Raw genomic sequence first — 19,116 nt, 5'->3', positions numbered from 1 at the left:
ATGAAGATTAGTAAGTTAGCAACCAGCTGTTTGGGTTTGTTGGGAGGTGTTGTAATTGCTCTGATGAATCCGATGATTTGCAGTGCGGCACCGGCAGGGTATACGGAATATAAAGTACAGGGACATTCCATATCATTTCCGGATAACTGGTATGTGATGTATGAAGGAAAAGAAGATTTAGAAGAAATCTATACGATGTATCAATTAGATTCCTATGAAAGTTTTCAAGAACGTTTGGATGGGGCCATTCTGGAAGCAGTGAATGCGGCGGACGTTGATTTGAATTCGCAGACGGGAGCTCTTAAAAGTGAAAATGGTATGGATCTGTTTATGCTGGAGGATACGGAAAAATTTTCGCTCGATTATAAGGAATTAAAAGAACAGCCTGAGGATGTGCGGCAATCCTTTTTAGAGGCTTACGGGAATCAAATGAAATCCGAATCGGGAATGAGCTTGGGAGATACATATTTAGCGGAAGGGACCAATGCGGATTTTGCGGTTATTACTCTTTCCTATCTGGATTATCATTATATAGTAGCCGGTACGGTAAGCGGTGGAAGAGTTTTTACAATTATGACGTTATCCCGGAATGAGGAAGAGGTTATATCAGAAAAAGAAGAAATTGTAGGGGAGATTCTGCAAAGTTATTGCTTGGAAGAAACCGCAGTGAGTGCGGACGGAGGAGAGAAAGCAGAAGATACTGCTGTCATAAAGCAGAGTCCCGAAAATATCACGATAGAGAAAGAAGTGATAGAGATATCGCTTGGTATATTTATAATCCTTCTTCTTGTACTATTACTTGTCGGAGTAAAAGGAAAAAAGAAACAGGAATTTCATGAGGATGCCTTTTCCCTGTCCGTTATGAAAGGACTCCAAGGCTTTTGTGCCGCTGGCATTATATTGCATCATTTGGCACAGGCTATTACTCAGAATAACAATCTTGACAAGGGAACGCTGAATTTGATGTGTGATATTGGTGTCTTTTTTGTCGGAGTATTTTTCTTTTGTTCAGGCTACGGAGTGTATACGAGTCTAAAAACAAAACCGGATTATTTAAAAGGGTTTCTCCCTAAAAGGCTGTCGACAATTTTAGTGCCGTTTTATACAGGAAATACAATATTTGTACTGACAGCCATATTGTTTGGCGAGACATTTACAAAAGCTGAATTAATCAGTGCTCTTACGGGTTGGGTTTTATTGAATACACAGCTTTGGTTTATTGTAGAAATTTTTATATTATATATTGCCTTTTATATCTTATTTAAGATTTTGAAAAATGAAAAGACCGCTTTTATCTTTATGGGTGTATTTATTATTGCCTTCACGGCGGCAAGCTTATTTCTCGGACATGATTTCCAGACAAAAAGCGGCGGTGCCTGGTTAAAAGGTGAGTGGTGGTATAACAGTATTCTTTTATTTTATATTGGGATGATATTTTCCAGATATTATAATGCTCTGCTTGCAAACATTAAAAAGAATTACCTGGTATGGCTGTCAGCCGGTCTGATAGGAAGCGGTGTTTTTTATGCATTAACAGAATATATGCTGAAAACAAAAGGCTATTGGGCAGAGTGGGACGGACACCCGGGGTATCTGGAAAAAATACAGACATTATCATGTCAGCTTCCGATGATCATATTTATGGTTATAACATTTTTCTTAATTACGATGAAGTTTCAATTTAAAAACGATTTACTGGCTTTCTTGGGGAAAATTGCAATTGAGCTTTACATTATTCACAACTTATTTATTATATATTTAAGAAATCAAATAGAGATTAAAAATGATTTCATATATATAATATCTGTATATATATTAGCTATTTCAATGGCAGTGCTGCTTCATGCATTTGACCAGAGGGTCATCGCCCTTATTAAGGGTAAAAAACCAGGCGGAGGCGGTGGAGAAGGTATAGAAGAACAAAAAGACACTAAATTAGATAGTCAAAGAGAATATTTTATAGATTGTATGAGACTCTTAATGACATTTTTTGTAGTGTTTATTCATTCACCGTTTGGAGGAAAGGCAGGAGAAATTTTCTTTTGCTTTGGAAAGATGGCAGTTCCCTTTTTTATTGTAGTAAGCGGTTACTTTTGCTTCTCCGATAAAACAGAAATTTTTGAGAAAAGAATCAAGAAACAGGCAAAGCGTATTTTTATGTTGTGCGTGGGTGCTAATTTTTTATATGTATATTTATATTTAATCGGAAATAAGCTTGGGATTATACCGGTAGGGATCCAAAAGCAGGTCAACGATTCAAGCATTGTAGATTTGTTTCTTTATAATCAGTCACCGGTAGCAGATCATCTATGGTTTTTAGGTTCTTTGTTTTATGCACTTATACTGATGCTTGTACTAATAAAGATTAAGTGTCATAAGAACATTTTGTTTTTGGCGCCGGTATTACTTTGCATTTATCTTTATCTGGCTTACAATGGCGGAGGGGACTTCATCAGGTATAGAAATGTACTCATTGTAACACTGCCTTATTTTATGATGGGGTGTTTGATTCACCGGTACAAACAGAAAATTCAGGAAATAGTTAAGCCCGGCATAGTAATCAGTGCAGCGGCAGTTTTCGTTGTGTGTGTTGCGGGCGAGTATTTAATACGAAAAAATACCGGAGTTCCATACTTAAGTATTGAAGTGCTTGTATATCTTGTGGTTCTTGTTTGTTTATACTATCCGAACATAGGAAGTAAGGGGATTGTTTGGTGGCTTGGCTCTAAATGTACGCTTCCTGTATACATTTGGCACATGGGTGTATTATGGGTTCTCTGGTTTGCGTATACAAGCTTTGCAAAAACTTATCCTGCGGCAGTTACAGTGATCGCATTTGTGCTTCCGCTGTTGCTCTCGGCCTTTATAGGAAAAATAAAACAGCATAGTCATATGAAATTATTATAGGTTCTCCCTGCCTTTAAGTTGGCATAGATACGAAAAAGCCTCGTGCATTTTAATCTGAATTTCCTGGATTAGAGTGTGGAGGCTTTTTTTTGAAACTTGACATTTAAAATTTGAAAATGTAATATAAATATATCGACCGATGGTCGGCATATTTTTTGAACTATACCAACCGTCGGTAGGGGGACGTTATAGCAGTCGAGGAGGAGACACATAATATGAAGTTATTGTTTAATCTTGTCCGAAAGGACTTTAAAAGAAACAGGATTATAACAACTGCTCTTGCAGTATTTATGATTCTTTCCGCTGTTTTTATGTCAGGCGGACTGAGGATTACAGGCATCATGATATCCTCATTAAATGGCTTAAATAAGGTTGCTGTACCGCCAGAATATGTACAGATGCACAAGGGAGAATATGATGAGGAAGCATTTAACGATTTTGTGAAGGAACAAGATGGTATAAAAGATGCGTTAATAGTTAAGATGCTTGATATTAATAATAAACATATTATCTACAAGGGAGAATCCTTAGAAAAGTGTCTGATGGATAATGGATTTGTTACACAGAATGAAAAATTTGATTTTCTTCTTGACCAAAATAACAAAATCGCAGTAGTTCAGGATGGAGAAATCGGAGTTCCCGTTTACTATGCAGAGGTTTTAAACATAAAGGCGGGAGATACAATCGTTCTCCGAGATGGAAATTATCAGAAAGAATTTAAGGTATCTGCAATTATCCGCGATTCTACGATGAATTCAGCGCTTTCCTATTCAAAACGCTTTCTTATCAGTCAGAACGATCAGGATGAATTGGCTCTTCATATGGGCGAATGGGAATATTGCTTTGAATTTCTCTTAAATGAAAATGTGTCCCCTGCAGTCATGGGAAATACATATATGGATGCAGGCATGCCATCTAACGGAGTGGCGGTTACAACAGGGATTTTCAATATGATTAATGCTTTTTCATATGGGCTGATAGCCGTGGTAATTATGGCGATTAGTATTTTATTGATTATTATGTCAATATTATGTCTGGCTTATATTATACGGGCTACTATGGCAGAAGAAAATTATTCTATTGGAGAAATGAAAGCAATTGGAATTCCAGAAATGGATATTGAGAAAATATATCAAATCAAATATACCGTACTTGTGCTGGCAGCGGCAATTATTGGCTATTTGGCCGCCATTCCTTTTGGAGATTTTTTTTCTGAAACGATAATCAGATATTGCGGATATGGAGACAGTCAGAGGATAAAATGGGTACTTCCTTTAGCGGGAGTTGTCCTGCTCAGTTTTTTTGTAATATTTCGGTGCCATAGGATTATCCGACGAAATTTAAACAGTACGGTCGTGGAGTTAATGCGCGGGGAGGAGAAAATAAATAAAGAAGGACATTATGCACTTCCTACAAAGGAACTTAAGTGCCGTAACCTTGTAATCGCTTTAGGAGAACTTAAATGTAGTTGGAGGGAATACTTTCTGATTCTTTTAATATTTGTATTTTCATCCTTCTTGATTCTGCTTCCCATGAATATGAATAATACCATTGATAACCCAGCCTTTTTAACTTATATGGGTATTGGAAAAAGTGACATCCGTATCGATATTCAGTACAGCGAGAATCTGATTGAACAAAAAGAAGCATCGATTGCTTATCTGGAAAAGGAACCGGAGATTGGTCGGTTTTCAGTCTACAAGAACGGTTATGTACAGTCTCGGAACGGAGATGGAGAACGGGAATATATTCGTGTGCAAAATGGGGATAACTTTGTTTTTCCATTAGAATATCTGGAAGGAAATGCACCTGCGGAGAAGAATGAGATGGCTCTTTCTTATTTGAATGCCATTGATCTGGAGAAAAAAGCAGGTGATTATGTAACTGTTATTTATCAGGGGAAAGAACTTATCTTTCGTGTCTGCGGTATCTATCAGGATATTACTTATGGAGGCAAAACGGCAAAAGCAGCTATAGATTTCGATATTAAAGATATAGAAAGTTATATGATTTATCTGGATGTTCGTGAGGGCGTAGACATTGATAAAAAAGTTGCTGAAATGAGAACTCTATTATCCGATAGTAAAATAACCCCTGTGAATGAATTTGTTTTCCAGACACTTGGAGGTATCGTGGAGAATATGAGTTTAGTGGAAGGGGTAGCTATAGTGATTTCCTTACTATTTTCTATTTTAATTACTATAATGTTTTTGCAGCTTATTACAGCAAGGGAACATAGTGCAATAGCAATTAAAAAAGCAATTGGATTCTCGACCCGTGATATTAGGATACAGCTTGGAATCAGGATTCTTGTTATCCAGTTTTTATCAATTTTAATAGGGACTATTCTTGCCAATACGCTGGGGGAAATTATATTTGCTGCAATGCTTTCTTCTTTAGGCGTAGCCAGAATAAAGATGTTGATAGAACCGGTTTGGGTTTACCTGATTTGTCCGTCAGTACAGTTATTAGTGGTTGCTATTACCGTAATCATTGGGACGAGGATTATAAGAAACTATCATATTAGAGATCAAATAATGGAATAAGGAGTCCGCCATGATAAAAATAGAACAGATAAGCAAGTCCTTTAAGGGCACAAAAGTATTAAATGATATAACATTTGAAATTAAGAAAGGAGATTTTGCTGCGGTCATGGGGCCGTCCGGCTCAGGGAAATCAACGCTTTTATATAGCGTCAGTGGAATGGATAGCGTCAGTGAAGGCAGAGTAATGTTTGAAGGTGTGAATATTATCGAGTTACAGGAAAGCGCGCTGTCCCATTTTAGGCTGACGAAGATGGGGTTTGTATTTCAAAATGCTCAAATGCTGAAAAATCTGTCTGTTATAGATAATATTATTTTGCCTGGACTTGTAGCAAAGAAAGAACCGGCTGAGAATATCAGAAAACGCGCATACGAACTGATGAAACAAATGGAAATTACAGGAATTGAAAATCGTGATATTAAAGAAGTTTCAGGAGGAGAACTGCAGAGGGCATCTATTTGCAGAGCTATGATCAATAATCCGGAAATCCTTTTTTTGGATGAACCTACCGGTGCGCTTAATTCCGAGGCTACAGATCAGGTTCTGGGAATTTTAGAGGATTTAAACAGGAATGGGATGACAATTATGGCAGTTACACATGACCAAAGAGTTGCAGCAAAAGCAAAAAAAGTTCTTTATATAAGTGATGGTCAGATTGCTGCCTGTAAGGAATTCAAAACAGGTGGAGACCGTGTATTAGAACTGGATAACTGGATCAAAGGGTTGCGGTTTCCGTCAAAAAACATTTACCCGTATCCCACCGTGTAAGACCTTGTCAATTGATGGTAAGTAAGGGTATAATCAAGAAATATAAGAAATATATGAAAAGCATCAGGAACTTTAGATGCTTCAAAATGAGGTTGATATGTATGAGAACAATTAAAGCTGGAGAAGAAAGAAGGAAGGAAATCCTACTTACCGCAAGAAAATTATTTGTGCAAAAGGGATATGATCAGACTTCGATCAATGATATCTTAAAAATCGTAGATATTGCAAAAGGAACTTTTTATTACTATTATTCTTCAAAAGAGGAAGTGCTTCAAGCTATTATTATGGATATCGTGTATGAAGGGGCTGCCAGGGCAGAACAAATTTTGCAGGATACATCTATCCCTTTATTAAAACGTATTGTAATGGCGGTAATGGCCCAGGCACCAGAATTTGAAGGTGCCCATAAACTGGCAGAAGAACTGCACAAAGTGGATAATGCCAAATTAGAGCAACAATATCGTAAAGTAATGTTAAAAAAAATGACATCGGTTTTGGAAGGGGCAGTGAAAGAAGCCGGAGAACAAGACATTATTCATACAGATTTTCCGAAAGAATGTATTGAATCCTTGCTGCTTATGGGACATATGATGTTTGATTGCGATACATTTTTGTGGAAAGCAGAAGAATATCCGGTAAAGGTTAAGGCATTTCTGTGTAATGCCGAGCGGATGTTTGGGGCAAAAGAAGGAGAATTCCAGGAATTTATGGAAATGTTTGAATAGATACAACAAGCATATTCAATACCGATAGAGATCATACTTTAGTGCCAATTAAGCTTACAACTTCTGATTTGATAAAATAACATTGGAAATATAAACGACTGTTTGTATTAGGAGAAGATGAATGGAAAATATAAAAATTGTCTTTTTTGATATAGATGGAACATTGATTGATATAAATAAAAAGATAATGACAAAAAGAATAGAAGAAACATTGATCGGATTAAAGCAAAATAAAATTATTATTTGTATTGCGACTGGAAGACCACTTAAAAGCGTACCTCACTTTCCTAATGTCGAATTCGACGCCTTCCTGACATTTAATGCATCCTATTGCTGTACTAAGAATGAAATTATCTATAAAAATCCCATACGATCATCCGATGTGCAGACAATCATAGAAAATGCTAAAAGAATTCAACGGCCGGTTTCCATAGCTAGTGAAGCTAGAATAGGAGCTAATGGTAAAGATCAGGATTTAATAGATTATTTCGCAATATCTGATCAATCAGTAGAAATCGTGGAAGACTTTGATGATTTAACAAAGGAAGATATTTATCAAATTATGATAGGATGCTATAAAGAAGAATATTATCATTTAAAGAAAGAAGAAGCGCTGGCTTTTGGTGATGGAACAAATGATATTGAAATGTTACAAGCTGTAGGTACCGGTGTGGCAATGGGTAATGCAACAAATGATGTAAAAGATATCGCTGATGATATATGTGGAAGTGTTGCAGAAGATGGAATTTATTTCTATTGCAAGAAATATCATTTAATTTAAAATGATGGATGTTTTTTATGTTAATTGACATTCATACCCATGTGGCAGGTAACTATGGCATAGTAGATTCAATAAAAAATATGGACACGAAATTTGGTGGTATTTTAAAGCAAGATTAATAATATTATTGACAATGTGACCACATGGTCGTACAATATAATCATAAGTATGACTATGCGGTCACATTGTGTGAAAGGAGAATAAACTGTGCCTAACCCATCATTTTTTAACTTATCAGAGGCTAAAAGAAATCTAGTTACATCAATTGCCTTAGAAGAGTTTTCAGCAGCCAGTTATGATGCAGCCAGTATTAATCAAATATGCAAGAAAGCAAATATTGCAAAAGGGAGTTTTTACCAATACTTTACAGACAAGCTAGATCTTTATGCATATATAATGCTCTTGGCGATTGAAACAAAGATTACCTTTTTTTCTGAAACCTTAGGTCAATTTAAGACATTGTCCTTAATGGAACAGATTCAGTTGTTGTTTATTAAAGGTATTGAATTTGCGAAAGCTCACCCTCAATATGCGGCGCTGGGAGAACAATTTTCAAAGGAATATAATGAGGCTGCAAAGCTGGCAGTTATCAAGGAAGGAGATAAACAAGCAGAATCATTGTTTAATCAAATGATAGATCATGCAAAATCAAAAGGGGAAATTGATAGTAATATTGATACATTAGCTTTAAATATGATGCTGCAATCGCTTAATGGAACAGTAAATGAATACATGCTGAATAAATTTGGTGATATTAGCTATAGGCATTTTGATGAAAACGCGAATAAATTAGTGAATTCACTGCTTAACATTATATTTAACGGAATTAAAAACAGAGAGCTATAAAATATGGGGTGATTAATTATGACTAAAAAAATGGATTATATATTAGGAATGGTATTTGCTGTTGCGACAGTAATATTCATAATATTATTTCTAACAGATGATATATTTTTCAAGTGGGCATTTGAAAGACATCATAATGTATTGAGCTGGTATATAAGGCCAATATTTATTATACCGATTGTATTGTTTGCTTATAAGAAAAGCATGACCGGAATATTCGTTTCTATATTTGCTTTGTTCACAAGTATGTTTTGGTTTTCTGCACCTGCAGTAAGCAGCCCTCAGATATTGTCGTTTCTTGCATTTGAGATGGAATATTTGAAGGGAGAATGGACCGTTCCCAAAATCATAATAAGTTTGTCTGTTCCAATATTTTTTATAGCTCTTATTATAGCAGCTTGGAAAAGAAACTGGAAATGGCTTTTGGGAGTTGTTATTGCAGCAGCGGTATTAAAGGTTCTATGGAGCGTGGTATTTGGCGGGGAAGCTGGAATGTCAATTTTAAAGCCGGCGATTACGGGACTGATTATTTGTATTGGTGGTTTTTACTATCATAAAAAGCATCAGGCATGTAAAAAGAATTAAAAACCACAGATATGCATAATATGAATACCTCCAAATCAACGATATTCAACTACCAAAAAAACTAATGCAGAAAGGATGTCCCACCGGGTCGATAAAAACAGTATAATCTGCGGAATATTGTACGGATGCCAAAGTAGCACCACAGGCCAAAGCATGACTTTTAACCGACTCTTTTTCATCTGGTGACGAGGCGAAGTCCAAATGTGTCATTTGCTGCTGTTTTCCTTTTTCATTCGGCCAAACTGGTGGAATATAGTCTTCTATCTCTTGAAACAGCAGACATATATGTTCATCCGGAGAAATAACAGCAAGCCATTCTTCATCGAACCGCTGTTTATTCCATCCCAATAATGCAGCATAGAAATCCGCCAACTCCTCTTGATTTGGACAATCCAGGGTAACTGATGCGAAATTAATTGTAGGTTTAGACATCAACAGTTCCTCCTAAAAAATTTTATTTATGAATTATATTCTATCACATAAACAAAAGCGCTTCCACTAAGTTTTTTATCGCAAATATCTTTAATATAATACATATTATGAGCTTTTTTTCTGTCTGGACAATGTATTCACATTAGTAAATAATGTGGATACATTGATTTTTTGTACCCTAATAATCCTATAAGTTCCCTATGTATGGGTATTTTTGAATAAAGTAATGCCTGTTTCGGATTTTTTCGAAAACTAGTTATTAAAGATTTAGAAAATTAGCTAATAATAATTATTTTATAGTATAATAATCTTATGGTCTATTAGTTATATGGTGCATTAATTAATGCAGAAATTTTATGATATATAACTGCATAGCCCAAATTAATAAACAGTAAGGGGGGAAAGTAATATGGAGAAATTAAATGATATCTTTTTGGGGAAGGGGCATGAAAGAAAAAGGTATCACAAAAAGATATAGCACTTTTTAGAAGGCATGGAGGTAAAAACTAAATAGGGAAAGGGGCTTACATATAAGTGTAATAGGGGAATGATATGAATAAAGAAAATTGGAAGGAAGAATTTTTTAATGAAATATATGATACTACATTTTATAATTTAAGAAAATATATTAGAAGAAGATGTAATGATCCTACATTAGTAGATGATGTTCTGCAGGAAGTATATTTGGAGGCTTTTCGGCATATTGATGATTTGAGGACACATGAAAACAGTATTGGGTGGATATATAAAACAGCAGAAAATAAAATAAAGAAACTCAATAGCATTAATTTTAAATTAATCACAAATGAGATTGCTTATGATGAAAGAATTGAAGATATACCGGACAAGAACAGTGAATCGGATTATATCCTGTATGAAGAGTATAAAGAGATACTATTAGAAGATGAATATGATTTATTAATAAAAAAATATCTTGATGGGTATTCACATTCAGATTTAGCGGAGATGACTGGAACAACGGTGGCAGGAAGCAAGATGAAGCTGTCAAGAATTATAAAGAAATTAAAAAATAATTTGAAAGCTGATTTATTTCTTATTTTTTATTGAAATCGATGTTACCTTTTATTGATTAATAAGAATATAAAGATTAGGAGGTACCAATGGAGGGAAAAAACAGCACTCCCAATTATCAAAATAAGGTAGGTGGAGATGGTAAATTAAAATCTGAATTAGAAAAAGCCCTTGATAGAGAGATGGATGAATCACCGGATGATATTGATGTACAGAAAGTCGATTATATTATCGATTTGCTCGATCAGATTGACGGTATTCCAGATGATTCGGACAAAATGTCGAAAAAAGAATTTGCTGAAAAGTATTTGCCGGAATGCAATGTATCGGAACCCAAAAAGAAAATGGGCCAAAAGCCGGTAGGGATCAAAACAGGGAAGGCGGCAGCAGGCTTTTTGATCGCAGCGTTCGTGCTTATTATGGGAAATTATATTTCTGTTAGTGCAACCAGCAAGGATATTTTTACTTTCGTTAAAAGCAAGGCTTATGTCATGTATTTTGATGTTTTTGAAAAAAGCGATAGTGAGAAAGCTGAGAATGACGATAGTTCAGCAATACAAGAGACATTAACGCCGACAGACCAACAGGCTGCTTCATGGGAAGAGGCACAAAAAATATCCGGATTAGGATTTAAAGTTCCGCAGTTTATTCCGGAAGAATTAGAAGCTCAAATAATACACATACAAATAGCGGAAGAAAATGACGTAGGAATTTCCAGACAATATTATAACCGGAATGATAATAGCTATGTGAGGTTCCTTATAAGATGTATCAGCGGAAATGGCAAATGGATGTCTGCTATGGACAAAATGAATAATCTGATTGAGCAAAAGGAAATTAATGATTATGCTGTTTCTTTTTACCAAACTGATGATGCAATTCAGGCCATGTATCAGGACGAACAATTTATTTATGTAGTAGAAACAAATATGGATCAGGAGACGCTGGAAACAATTGTTGAAGAAATGAGGTAATTTAATGAAAATAAAAAAATGGATAACAAGTATCTGCTTGATTTTGATATTAACATCACCATTAACAGTTTTCGCTAATGAATCCGTTGATTTTACAAGAGCAAGCCAAAAGCAGGAGGAGTTGGTTATTGAACCGCTAACCGCTGAACAGGCGGAAAGTTTATATAGGGAGCTTTATGGAGAGAAAAATAATTATCTGCGCTCCAATCTGGGAACCTGTGATATAGGGTTATCGAATAGTAATGGAAAATTACTGGTGGTATACTCGACATCATGCAGAGGAATAGCGAGTAAAATAGGAGTTCGAAACTTTACTTTGCAGCAAAAGAGCGGTCTGTTCTGGAGTAATATTACTGTGAAAAATGAATATTCCGAAAATACAGACGCATTTTTCGGCGGTTTTTATATTACTAATCCAGTTGTCGGAAGAGGATACCGTGCTAATTGTACCCATTACGCGGTGGTAGGTGGAAGTGAAGTTTCAATGTATACAGAAACGGAAACTTATAACTTTCAGTAAATAGATACAGAGGGCATCCGCTAGTTGATTAAACTATAAATGGATGCCCTCTGTAAATTTATCAATTTAATAATTCTTTTTCTTTGTTTTCCGAGTAATAGTTGGAGATTATTTGCAGGTTTTCGATATACCAGCCATCCTGGCGATATGAGCAGTCAACGCACTTTACAACATCATTTTGAACATCTTCATTGAGAATAATGCGCAGCATGTTTTTCCCATCCTGTTCTATTATAGCAGCCCCCAGGCAGGAGACAGCTCGATTATCCGATGAAAAACTATCCGGCTGCTCCGCTTCGATGGAGGGATTATGAATAAATTGGCTGGAATATTCCTTCCAGTTTCTATCTTCCATATATATGACCGATACCTCTGCGGCATTGAAAGTACTTCCTATGGAATAACGTACCAAAACAATATCCGCTTTCATATTTCCGCTCAAATCGCCTGATATCAGATAGGAAGACCAGTAGTCAGGATAACTGATAAATACTGAATCGCCGCCGCCAAACTGCGCAACAACTTGAGTGAATGCGTCCGTATCGTTTACAACATCTTTTACAAAGATACTTTCACGGCTTCCGTCGCCGTCCACATCTGTTTTTATTTCAAGGCCATTTTCTATTGGGATTTTGCTCTCGGGATATGTGGCGATGCCTCCTCTGATGCTTAGAAATACGCAGGACAAAAGCAAAAGTGCAATCATTAAAAAGAAAATGTCCATTCCTTTTTTCTTAGGTTCGGTATTGAAAATATTGTTAAACCGCCGTTTGATGGAATCGGTTTTTTGAATATATCCTGTGGATAGCATGGGATATTTTCTCGTTCCCGTTTGCACATAGGAGAGTATGACTTCTCCGTATTCCTTACGCTCTTCCGGTGAAGCAAATTCAAGCACTTCACTGTCGCAAACCAATTCTATGTCCTGTTCTGCAAGCCGCCTCATTATCCATACGATAGGATTAAACCAGTGTATTGCATTTCCGAGGAGTAAGAGAACCTTAAACCATAAATCCTTATTCCGGTAATGAATCAGCTCATGCCGGATAATGTAATATAAATCTTGTTCCAAATAATCTTTATCCGGAAGAAAGATCCGGTTCTTAAGCAATCCCATCGTAAAGGGGCTGCTGTCCGTATCCGCCATAATACGTATTTCCGGCAGATTTTTTATCTTTAATTCATCAGCTGCCTTCATGTATATTTTTTGAATTTCAGGTTTGATGTATTCTGTGCTCCGGGCTGTCATTTTTTTGCAGGTAATAAGGTAAACCGTAAAATAATAAGCACAAGCAATAAAACAGCCGGTTATCCAAATGAAAAAAATCAACTGATTGCTATTATCCCATTTGCTGCTTTCCTGTAGTATGAAGTTGGGGATTTCTATTGACAGAGGCTGCGGCAGAAGAGTGACGTGAAATGGTACAAGCAATCGTAGTGCTATCAATAGCCACACTATCTTTTTATATCCTATTTGATATCTTTTCTTCAAAGTAAAAGAAATTCCACAGAATAAAAGAATACCCATGGTTCCCATTAAAGTTGCTTCCAATACTCCCCAAAATATATTCATACCCTCATTACCCGTCCTTTTCCAACGAATCCAAATACTTTCTAAGTTCCTTTATGTCGTTCGATGACAGCTTCTTTCCCTGATATAATCCAGCTATAAATTTTTGTGCGGAACGGCTATACATTTGTTCCAGAAAGCTTTCGCTTTGGTTGACTTTGTATTCTTTCTCAGACACCAGAGAATTATAATAATTCGTGCGTGTGCTTCTGTCGCAGTTCACGAACCCTTTCTCCGCCAGGCGTGATAAAACCGTCATCAGGCTTGGAAGTTTCCAATTACGTTTTTCTATTATTTCATCCAGTATCTCGTTTGATGTAAGCGGAAAATCATGCTTCCAGAGCACTTCCATTATTTCAAATTCCGCATCTCCCAGTTTTTTCATTTTTTTCACCTGTTTTAAAATCATCTCCGTTTTCCTTTCTCAATTATTAAAGTCTATGTTCCATGTCTCGCTGATAATCTGAAATTTGCAGTTATGACTAATTTAAGTATCGATATAGCGTTATGGAATTGAAGGAAAACCGTATTATACAAACGTATAACATAATACTACAATATAATTAAAAGTCTTGTCAATTGAAATCTTGCAGGACTAAAAAGAGGCTATTGCTCCATAAGTGATCTCTCAGTTATTTTGCAATAGCCCCTGTTCTGTTTAATAAGAATTAATGAACACTAATTCATTGTAATATAGATTTTATCTGTAGTTCCTAAAAATACGTTTAGTTCTGCATTTCTTCGATTAACAAGTCCTTCCACCCTTTTACCATTTACTTTGGTATAAGTAAAAGCAGTTACGACGGCATTTTTGGCTGCTGTAGAAATGGGACTTTTATAAGTGGCATCACTGTTCAATGCCTTGTACAAGTCATTGGTAGTAGTTGTAACCGGCGATGTTCCGACATTGTAAAGCAAAGAAGCTGTTGCGTTATACATTACCTGCGTCATGCTGCCAACCTTTGGATGCTTATTAATTGCAGTTTCGACAGTGCTTAAATCAGATGTAAAGAAAGAATCTGCTTTTGCCTGGGTAATCTTGTCGCCTGCTTTTAACTTATCGGCAGTAACCACCTTATGTCCGTATCCGACGGTTAAGTTGCCAAATCCGTCATCTTTTACTGTTAACTCTGCTATGTTGTTACATTCCCACTTCTTAATAAAGTCCTTTCCGGTAGTATTTACATTCATTTTGTTGTCTCCTTTTCTTTTATTATTTGTTTTGTAATCGATTACAATAATAAAAGAGAGGAACATAGTATAAATGTAAACTTCTACTGTAAACTTTTTGTACTAACCTTGAGTAATACCATTATCTTCATTGGAAGGATAGGAGAAATCCGGGCTATTATTACTGATTGAGATGATTTTCATATCTTCATCTTCAGAACCTTTATAAAACAGAAAGCCCCTTCCATTGTCACCAAGCTGTATGCCATTATAATTCCCCCATAAATAACGATTAAACGAATTCACTATGGAAGACTTGAAGTCGGCAGTCATGACATCATCATACCGGGTAAGGAATTCCTGTTCATTGTTAAGAAGAATCGGTTCTCCTTCGACGACAACGGATAAGGGATAGCTCATTAACTGTGATAAGCGCTGTTTATCATCCGTACGGACAAGTTCAATGACATGATCGGTAAATTCTTCTACCTGCGCTGTGTCATAACCTAAATCCTGATAAATGCTGTCTTTGCCTTCTCCGCCTAATCCCCAGGCAGGGATCAGATTGAAATCGCTTTCCATATCTGATCCGGCGTAATAATAATTACCGGCTAAAATATAGTGGTCCCCGCTTTCTGTATCCGGGTGAATAGTTCCGCTTAGCATTATTGTCTTATCGCTGTCAGATAACTTAAACTGCCGTGTTATGCGGTTGTATGATCCGGTTAAAATATATTCCGTTTGGTCATTTTTTAAAATATAGTAAGCGGTCAAACGGTTGCCATTTCGATAAATCATCATTCGAGCAGGCTTATTGTCGATAGTGCCGTCAAAAACATTGTTAGTTTGATTTAGAATCACATCTTCAGAATATTTTGTTCTAATCATTGTTATAGCAGCAAAGCAAATAAACGCAATGATTATTAATGAAAGAAAAATTATAAGTTTCTTTTTCATGTAAACTCCCCCTTATGCCATAAGTTTTTTTGTTACAAAAATATACAGCGAGTATAGCACTTTTTTATGTAATAGGGAAGTGCTCCGGCAATAATTGATGTGCAGAAATATTGCATTATATTTGTTGTAAAATTACAAGTTTGGTGTCCTTTTGTATGAAAAAAGGGATATATAGAAGAGGGCAAAAGTTTACGTTTACATTTTAATAAAAAGCTCCTCCTTAGAAGAAAAGGAGGGCTTTAAAATGTTAAAGAATTTAATAGAAAGGGCACAAGAACCAGATAACGAAGCAATGATGGAATTGATTAATAAGTTCAGACCGCTATTGCGAAAGTATGCAAGAAAATTGATATATGAAGACGCATATGAAGATTTAGTTTTGTACTTCATCCAGTTAATACATAGGCTTGAACTTAAAAAGCTGTTAAGCAATGAGGATGGTCCCATTACAAACTATATTAATGTTTCTATCAGGAATTTTTATAATAAAAAGGTTCCTGATATCATACAATCAAAAAAAGAAATACTACATACCAATTTGTCCGAAGAGCAATTGTATTATATTGAGTCCGTGTCAGCAGAAACGGATAAAACGGATTTCCTCTTTGAGATGGGAATTCAACAAATACTGAATGAAAGTGAATATCAGGTTATTTATCTTATTTATGTTGAAGGATATTCCGTTGTTGAAATCTCAAAAGTAATAAATAAATCGAGACAAGCTGTAAATCAGATGAAAGTAAGGGCGTTAATAAAACTAAGGGATAAACTGTTGAGCGATAAATAATTTGATTATACATAAAATGTCGGTTTTATTTACTTCCGCACAGGTCTGATATACTTAAAAACCCTTTCGGGATTATAATAAAAGTAAATTATTCTGCCGGGGGAAGTATCGTAGCAGTAACCAGTGCCTGTAAAATCAAAAGCTGCCATTGCCTTTTCAATCTTTTCCTCAACACTACGATTTTCTTGCTCATAATCGAATGGGCCATGTTCAAAAACAATATACTCGGCTTCGGGAACATCAGCCATAAGCATTTGTGGTGGTACTTCGCCTTCATAATCAGCAGGAAGTCGTACGCCCCAGCACTCTGTGCGAGGGATACCCCAATCACAGAGTCTCCCGTCCGGGTCGTTGATATACGCCATAATCTGACCGCCGCTGCAATTAGACTCGCTTCCGCCATCGTCGTCCAATTTGCCTTTTATACTATCGAGTAAGCCGCAAATTGTTTCGCAGTCCTGCCCCGGTATGAGACTTTGCTTTTGCCAAAAATCCCAATACCCATTGCTCTCATAGTTTTTAATGTGCAAAAATTTGTGTGCGGGAATTGTTACAAAATAAATTTTAACATCATCTGTGGATTTCATCATTCCAATCTCTCCTAATCCTAAAAAGTAGCGGTCGAAAGGGTTTATTTTTGTACGAAGAACGACAGGCTTAGGCTTTTTCCGGTACTCGCTGGGAGTTATGCCATATGTGCTCTTGAAAGCTCTGGTAAAAGCTTCATGAGATGAAAAACCATAATCAAAAGCAATATCCAAAATACATTTTTCACTATCCCGCACCTCTTTTAGTGCAAAGGCTAATTTTCTATGCCGTAGATAATCCCTGAATTGCATACCCGATATTTCTTTGAATTTTCTCGTTGTATAAAATTCAGAATAGCCCAGACTGCGGGAAAGAAAGCTTAGTGTCAAAGCTTCATCATTATAATTTTTAATACATTCGTCAATTTCATCAACGATGACTTGAATTTGCTTCTGCCATTCGTACATTCGTCTGTTCACCTCGTTTCAACCACCCTGCGTTTATTATATAGAAATAGAGAGATTACTGCTTGATTTTACTTGCGGTTATTCGTATTATAAACGGAGAATTAGTTTGTGGCAACAAACAGAGCGGACAATTTTTCCGGCGGCAGTCAGGTCTTCGTATATTATTTACGGCTTGCTTTGATTGCGGTATACAGAATATCCAGTCCCCGCTCCAGTTGGGCATCCGTAACTACAAGAGGACATAAAAAACGGATAACATTAGAATATGCTCCGGCACTTTCTATAATCAGACCGTGCTGCACACAATGATCGATAATATCGGAAACTTGCTTTGTGGCGGGTTTGCGGCTTTGCTTATCCGTGACGAATTCTATTCCCATCATGCAGCCGATTCCTCTGACATCTCCAAGCTCCTCAAACTCCTCCTGCCAGCTTAAGAATCTGCTGCGGCACTTTTTCGCGATTTCCAGAGAGCGTTCACATAAACCTTCTCTTTCTATGATTTCGAAGACCTTCAGCGCAGAGGCGCAGGCAAGCGCATTGCCGCCGTAGGTTCCGCCCAGAATGCCTGCCGTAACACCGTTAAAGATATCTTCCGATGCCGTTACTGCACTCAGCGGGATTCCTCCTGCAATAGATTTGGCAGTTACCAGAATATCAGGAGGACATCCGGCCTCCTTCCAGTAATCAGAAACAAACATTCTTCCGGATCTTGCAAATCCGGTTTGAACTTCATCGGCTATCAACAGGATTCCGTTCTCATCGCAAATTTTACGAACGGCCTTGACCCATTCCAAAGGAGCCGGAATAAAGCCTCCTTCGCCCTGTACCGGTTCTACCACGATTGCAGCCACATATTTAGCGGGCGATGCCTCTTCGAACACCTTATTCAGCTTCTCAAGATAGTACGCTATTACGTCCTTCTCGCTGCAGCCTTCCGGATTTCTGTAAAAATACGGGAACTCTGCCCTGTATATACCATCAGGGAATGGCCCCATTCCCACCGCATATGCTTTCTTTGCTGTCATGGTAGCGGTCAAAAGCGTTCTCCCATGAAAGGCACCGGAAAAAACGATGATATTGGGCCGCCCGGTATAGGATTTTGCAGTTTTTACGGCATTTTCAATGCCTTCAGCCCCGGAATTCGCAAACATAGTCTTTTTTCGCTCTGATTTTAATGGGACTATTTGGTTTAATTTTTCTGCAAGAGCAACATACCCCTCGTGAGTGATGATGTTCATCATGGCGTGAAAATATTTCCCGGATTGCTCCTTCACTGCTTCTATCAATTCCGGGTGGCTGTATCCTACATTCAGAACGCCGACCCCTCCGACCCAGTCAAGGAACCTGTTTCCATCCACATCCTCGACCATTGCCCCTTCTCCTCTGCCGATTACGCAGGGATAAATAGACTTTATGGATCCCGGTATAGCCTCTTGTCTTCTTTCCAAAATGCTGCGGGCTTTGGGGCCCGGCAGCATAGTTTTTATTTCAGGTAAAGAATGTTTTAACATAATTTTCTC

Annotated in this window: 18 protein-coding genes; 11 read left to right on the top strand and 7 right to left on the bottom strand. The window is 36.9% G+C overall.

Annotated features, from left to right (window positions below; all coding sequences use genetic code 11):
* The 7 genes from V6984_RS20340 (at position 1) to V6984_RS20310 (ending at position 9,156) form a co-directional block, all read left to right on the top strand.
* Positions 1 to 2,907, top strand: a complete 2,907-nt coding sequence (locus tag V6984_RS20340; protein ID WP_342757426.1) for an acyltransferase — start codon at positions 1 to 3, stop codon at positions 2,905 to 2,907.
* Positions 2,908 to 3,122: 215 nt separating this feature from the next.
* Positions 3,123 to 5,453: an ABC transporter permease gene (locus V6984_RS20335; RefSeq protein ID WP_342757425.1), complete on the top strand. Its 2,331-nt coding sequence runs from the start codon at positions 3,123 to 3,125 to the stop codon at positions 5,451 to 5,453.
* Between the two features lie 10 nt (positions 5,454 to 5,463).
* Positions 5,464 to 6,219 carry an ABC transporter ATP-binding protein gene (locus tag V6984_RS20330; RefSeq protein WP_342757424.1) on the top strand — a complete coding sequence of 252 codons (756 nt, stop codon included), beginning with the start codon at positions 5,464 to 5,466 and terminating at the stop codon, positions 6,217 to 6,219.
* Positions 6,220 to 6,320: 101 nt separating this feature from the next.
* Positions 6,321 to 6,944 carry a TetR/AcrR family transcriptional regulator gene (locus V6984_RS20325; protein ID WP_342757423.1) on the top strand — a complete coding sequence of 208 codons (624 nt, stop codon included), beginning with the start codon at positions 6,321 to 6,323 and terminating at the stop codon, positions 6,942 to 6,944.
* A gap of 121 nt (positions 6,945 to 7,065) precedes the next feature.
* Complete coding sequence (locus V6984_RS20320; RefSeq protein WP_342757422.1) at positions 7,066 to 7,725, top strand: HAD hydrolase family protein; 660 nt, start codon at positions 7,066 to 7,068, stop codon at positions 7,723 to 7,725.
* A gap of 207 nt (positions 7,726 to 7,932) precedes the next feature.
* On the top strand, positions 7,933 to 8,571 hold the full coding sequence (locus V6984_RS20315) for a TetR/AcrR family transcriptional regulator (protein WP_342757421.1): 639 nt from the start codon (positions 7,933 to 7,935) through the stop codon (positions 8,569 to 8,571).
* Positions 8,572 to 8,589: 18 nt separating this feature from the next.
* Positions 8,590 to 9,156, top strand: coding sequence for a hypothetical protein (locus V6984_RS20310; protein ID WP_342757420.1), 567 nt, complete (start codon positions 8,590 to 8,592; stop codon positions 9,154 to 9,156).
* A gap of 45 nt (positions 9,157 to 9,201) precedes the next feature.
* Here the strand turns inward: V6984_RS20310 and V6984_RS20305 are convergent, their stop codons facing one another.
* Positions 9,202 to 9,588, bottom strand: coding sequence for a VOC family protein (locus tag V6984_RS20305; protein WP_342757419.1), 387 nt, complete (start codon positions 9,586 to 9,588; stop codon positions 9,202 to 9,204).
* A gap of 552 nt (positions 9,589 to 10,140) precedes the next feature.
* Here V6984_RS20305 and V6984_RS20300 point away from each other — a divergent pair.
* Genes V6984_RS20300 through V6984_RS20290 form a run of 3 tightly spaced genes read left to right on the top strand, consistent with a single transcriptional unit; the run spans position 10,141 to position 12,114 of the window.
* Complete coding sequence (locus V6984_RS20300) at positions 10,141 to 10,656, top strand: sigma-70 family RNA polymerase sigma factor (RefSeq protein WP_342757418.1); 516 nt, start codon at positions 10,141 to 10,143, stop codon at positions 10,654 to 10,656.
* Positions 10,657 to 10,709: 53 nt separating this feature from the next.
* Positions 10,710 to 11,594, top strand: a complete 885-nt coding sequence (locus V6984_RS20295; RefSeq protein WP_342757417.1) for a DUF4367 domain-containing protein — start codon at positions 10,710 to 10,712, stop codon at positions 11,592 to 11,594.
* Positions 11,595 to 11,598: 4 nt separating this feature from the next.
* Positions 11,599 to 12,114, top strand: a complete 516-nt coding sequence (locus V6984_RS20290; protein WP_342757416.1) for a hypothetical protein — start codon at positions 11,599 to 11,601, stop codon at positions 12,112 to 12,114.
* Between the two features lie 61 nt (positions 12,115 to 12,175).
* Here V6984_RS20290 and V6984_RS20285 read toward each other — a convergent pair whose 3' ends face one another.
* The 4 genes from V6984_RS20285 to V6984_RS20270 all read right to left on the bottom strand — a co-directional run bounded on the left by V6984_RS20285 (position 12,176) and on the right by V6984_RS20270 (position 15,811).
* Entirely contained in the window at positions 12,176 to 13,687 is a 1,512-nt protein-coding gene (locus V6984_RS20285; RefSeq protein WP_342757415.1) for a M56 family metallopeptidase, read from the bottom strand.
* 7 nt (positions 13,688 to 13,694) lie between these two features.
* Positions 13,695 to 14,069: a BlaI/MecI/CopY family transcriptional regulator gene (locus tag V6984_RS20280; RefSeq protein ID WP_342757414.1), complete on the bottom strand. Its 375-nt coding sequence runs from the start codon at positions 14,067 to 14,069 to the stop codon at positions 13,695 to 13,697.
* Positions 14,070 to 14,362: 293 nt separating this feature from the next.
* Positions 14,363 to 14,875 carry a lysozyme gene (locus tag V6984_RS20275; protein WP_342757413.1) on the bottom strand — a complete coding sequence of 171 codons (513 nt, stop codon included), beginning with the start codon at positions 14,873 to 14,875 and terminating at the stop codon, positions 14,363 to 14,365.
* Positions 14,876 to 14,977: 102 nt separating this feature from the next.
* The gene (locus tag V6984_RS20270) at positions 14,978 to 15,811 is read right to left on the bottom strand and encodes a hypothetical protein (protein ID WP_342757412.1); all 834 of its coding nucleotides are present in this window, start codon (positions 15,809 to 15,811) and stop codon (positions 14,978 to 14,980) included.
* Positions 15,812 to 16,055: 244 nt separating this feature from the next.
* Here V6984_RS20270 and V6984_RS20265 point away from each other — a divergent pair, with 244 nt between their 5' ends.
* Positions 16,056 to 16,598: a sigma-70 family RNA polymerase sigma factor gene (locus V6984_RS20265; protein ID WP_342757411.1), complete on the top strand. Its 543-nt coding sequence runs from the start codon at positions 16,056 to 16,058 to the stop codon at positions 16,596 to 16,598.
* A gap of 29 nt (positions 16,599 to 16,627) precedes the next feature.
* On the opposite strand, the gene V6984_RS20260 is transcribed toward V6984_RS20265, so the two are convergent.
* Positions 16,628 to 17,593, bottom strand: coding sequence for a helix-turn-helix transcriptional regulator (locus V6984_RS20260; RefSeq protein ID WP_342760059.1), 966 nt, complete (start codon positions 17,591 to 17,593; stop codon positions 16,628 to 16,630).
* Positions 17,594 to 17,754: 161 nt separating this feature from the next.
* Positions 17,755 to 19,107: an aspartate aminotransferase family protein gene (locus V6984_RS20255; RefSeq protein WP_342757410.1), complete on the bottom strand. Its 1,353-nt coding sequence runs from the start codon at positions 19,105 to 19,107 to the stop codon at positions 17,755 to 17,757.
* Between the last annotated feature and the right edge of the window lie 9 nt (positions 19,108 to 19,116).

It is taken from the genome of Kineothrix sp. IPX-CK, assembly GCF_039134705.1.
GTDB lineage: Bacteria > Bacillota > Clostridia > Lachnospirales > Lachnospiraceae > Kineothrix > Kineothrix sedimenti.
Note: the sequence above shows the minus strand (reverse complement) of the source record. Positions and strands in the feature narration are given on the sequence as shown.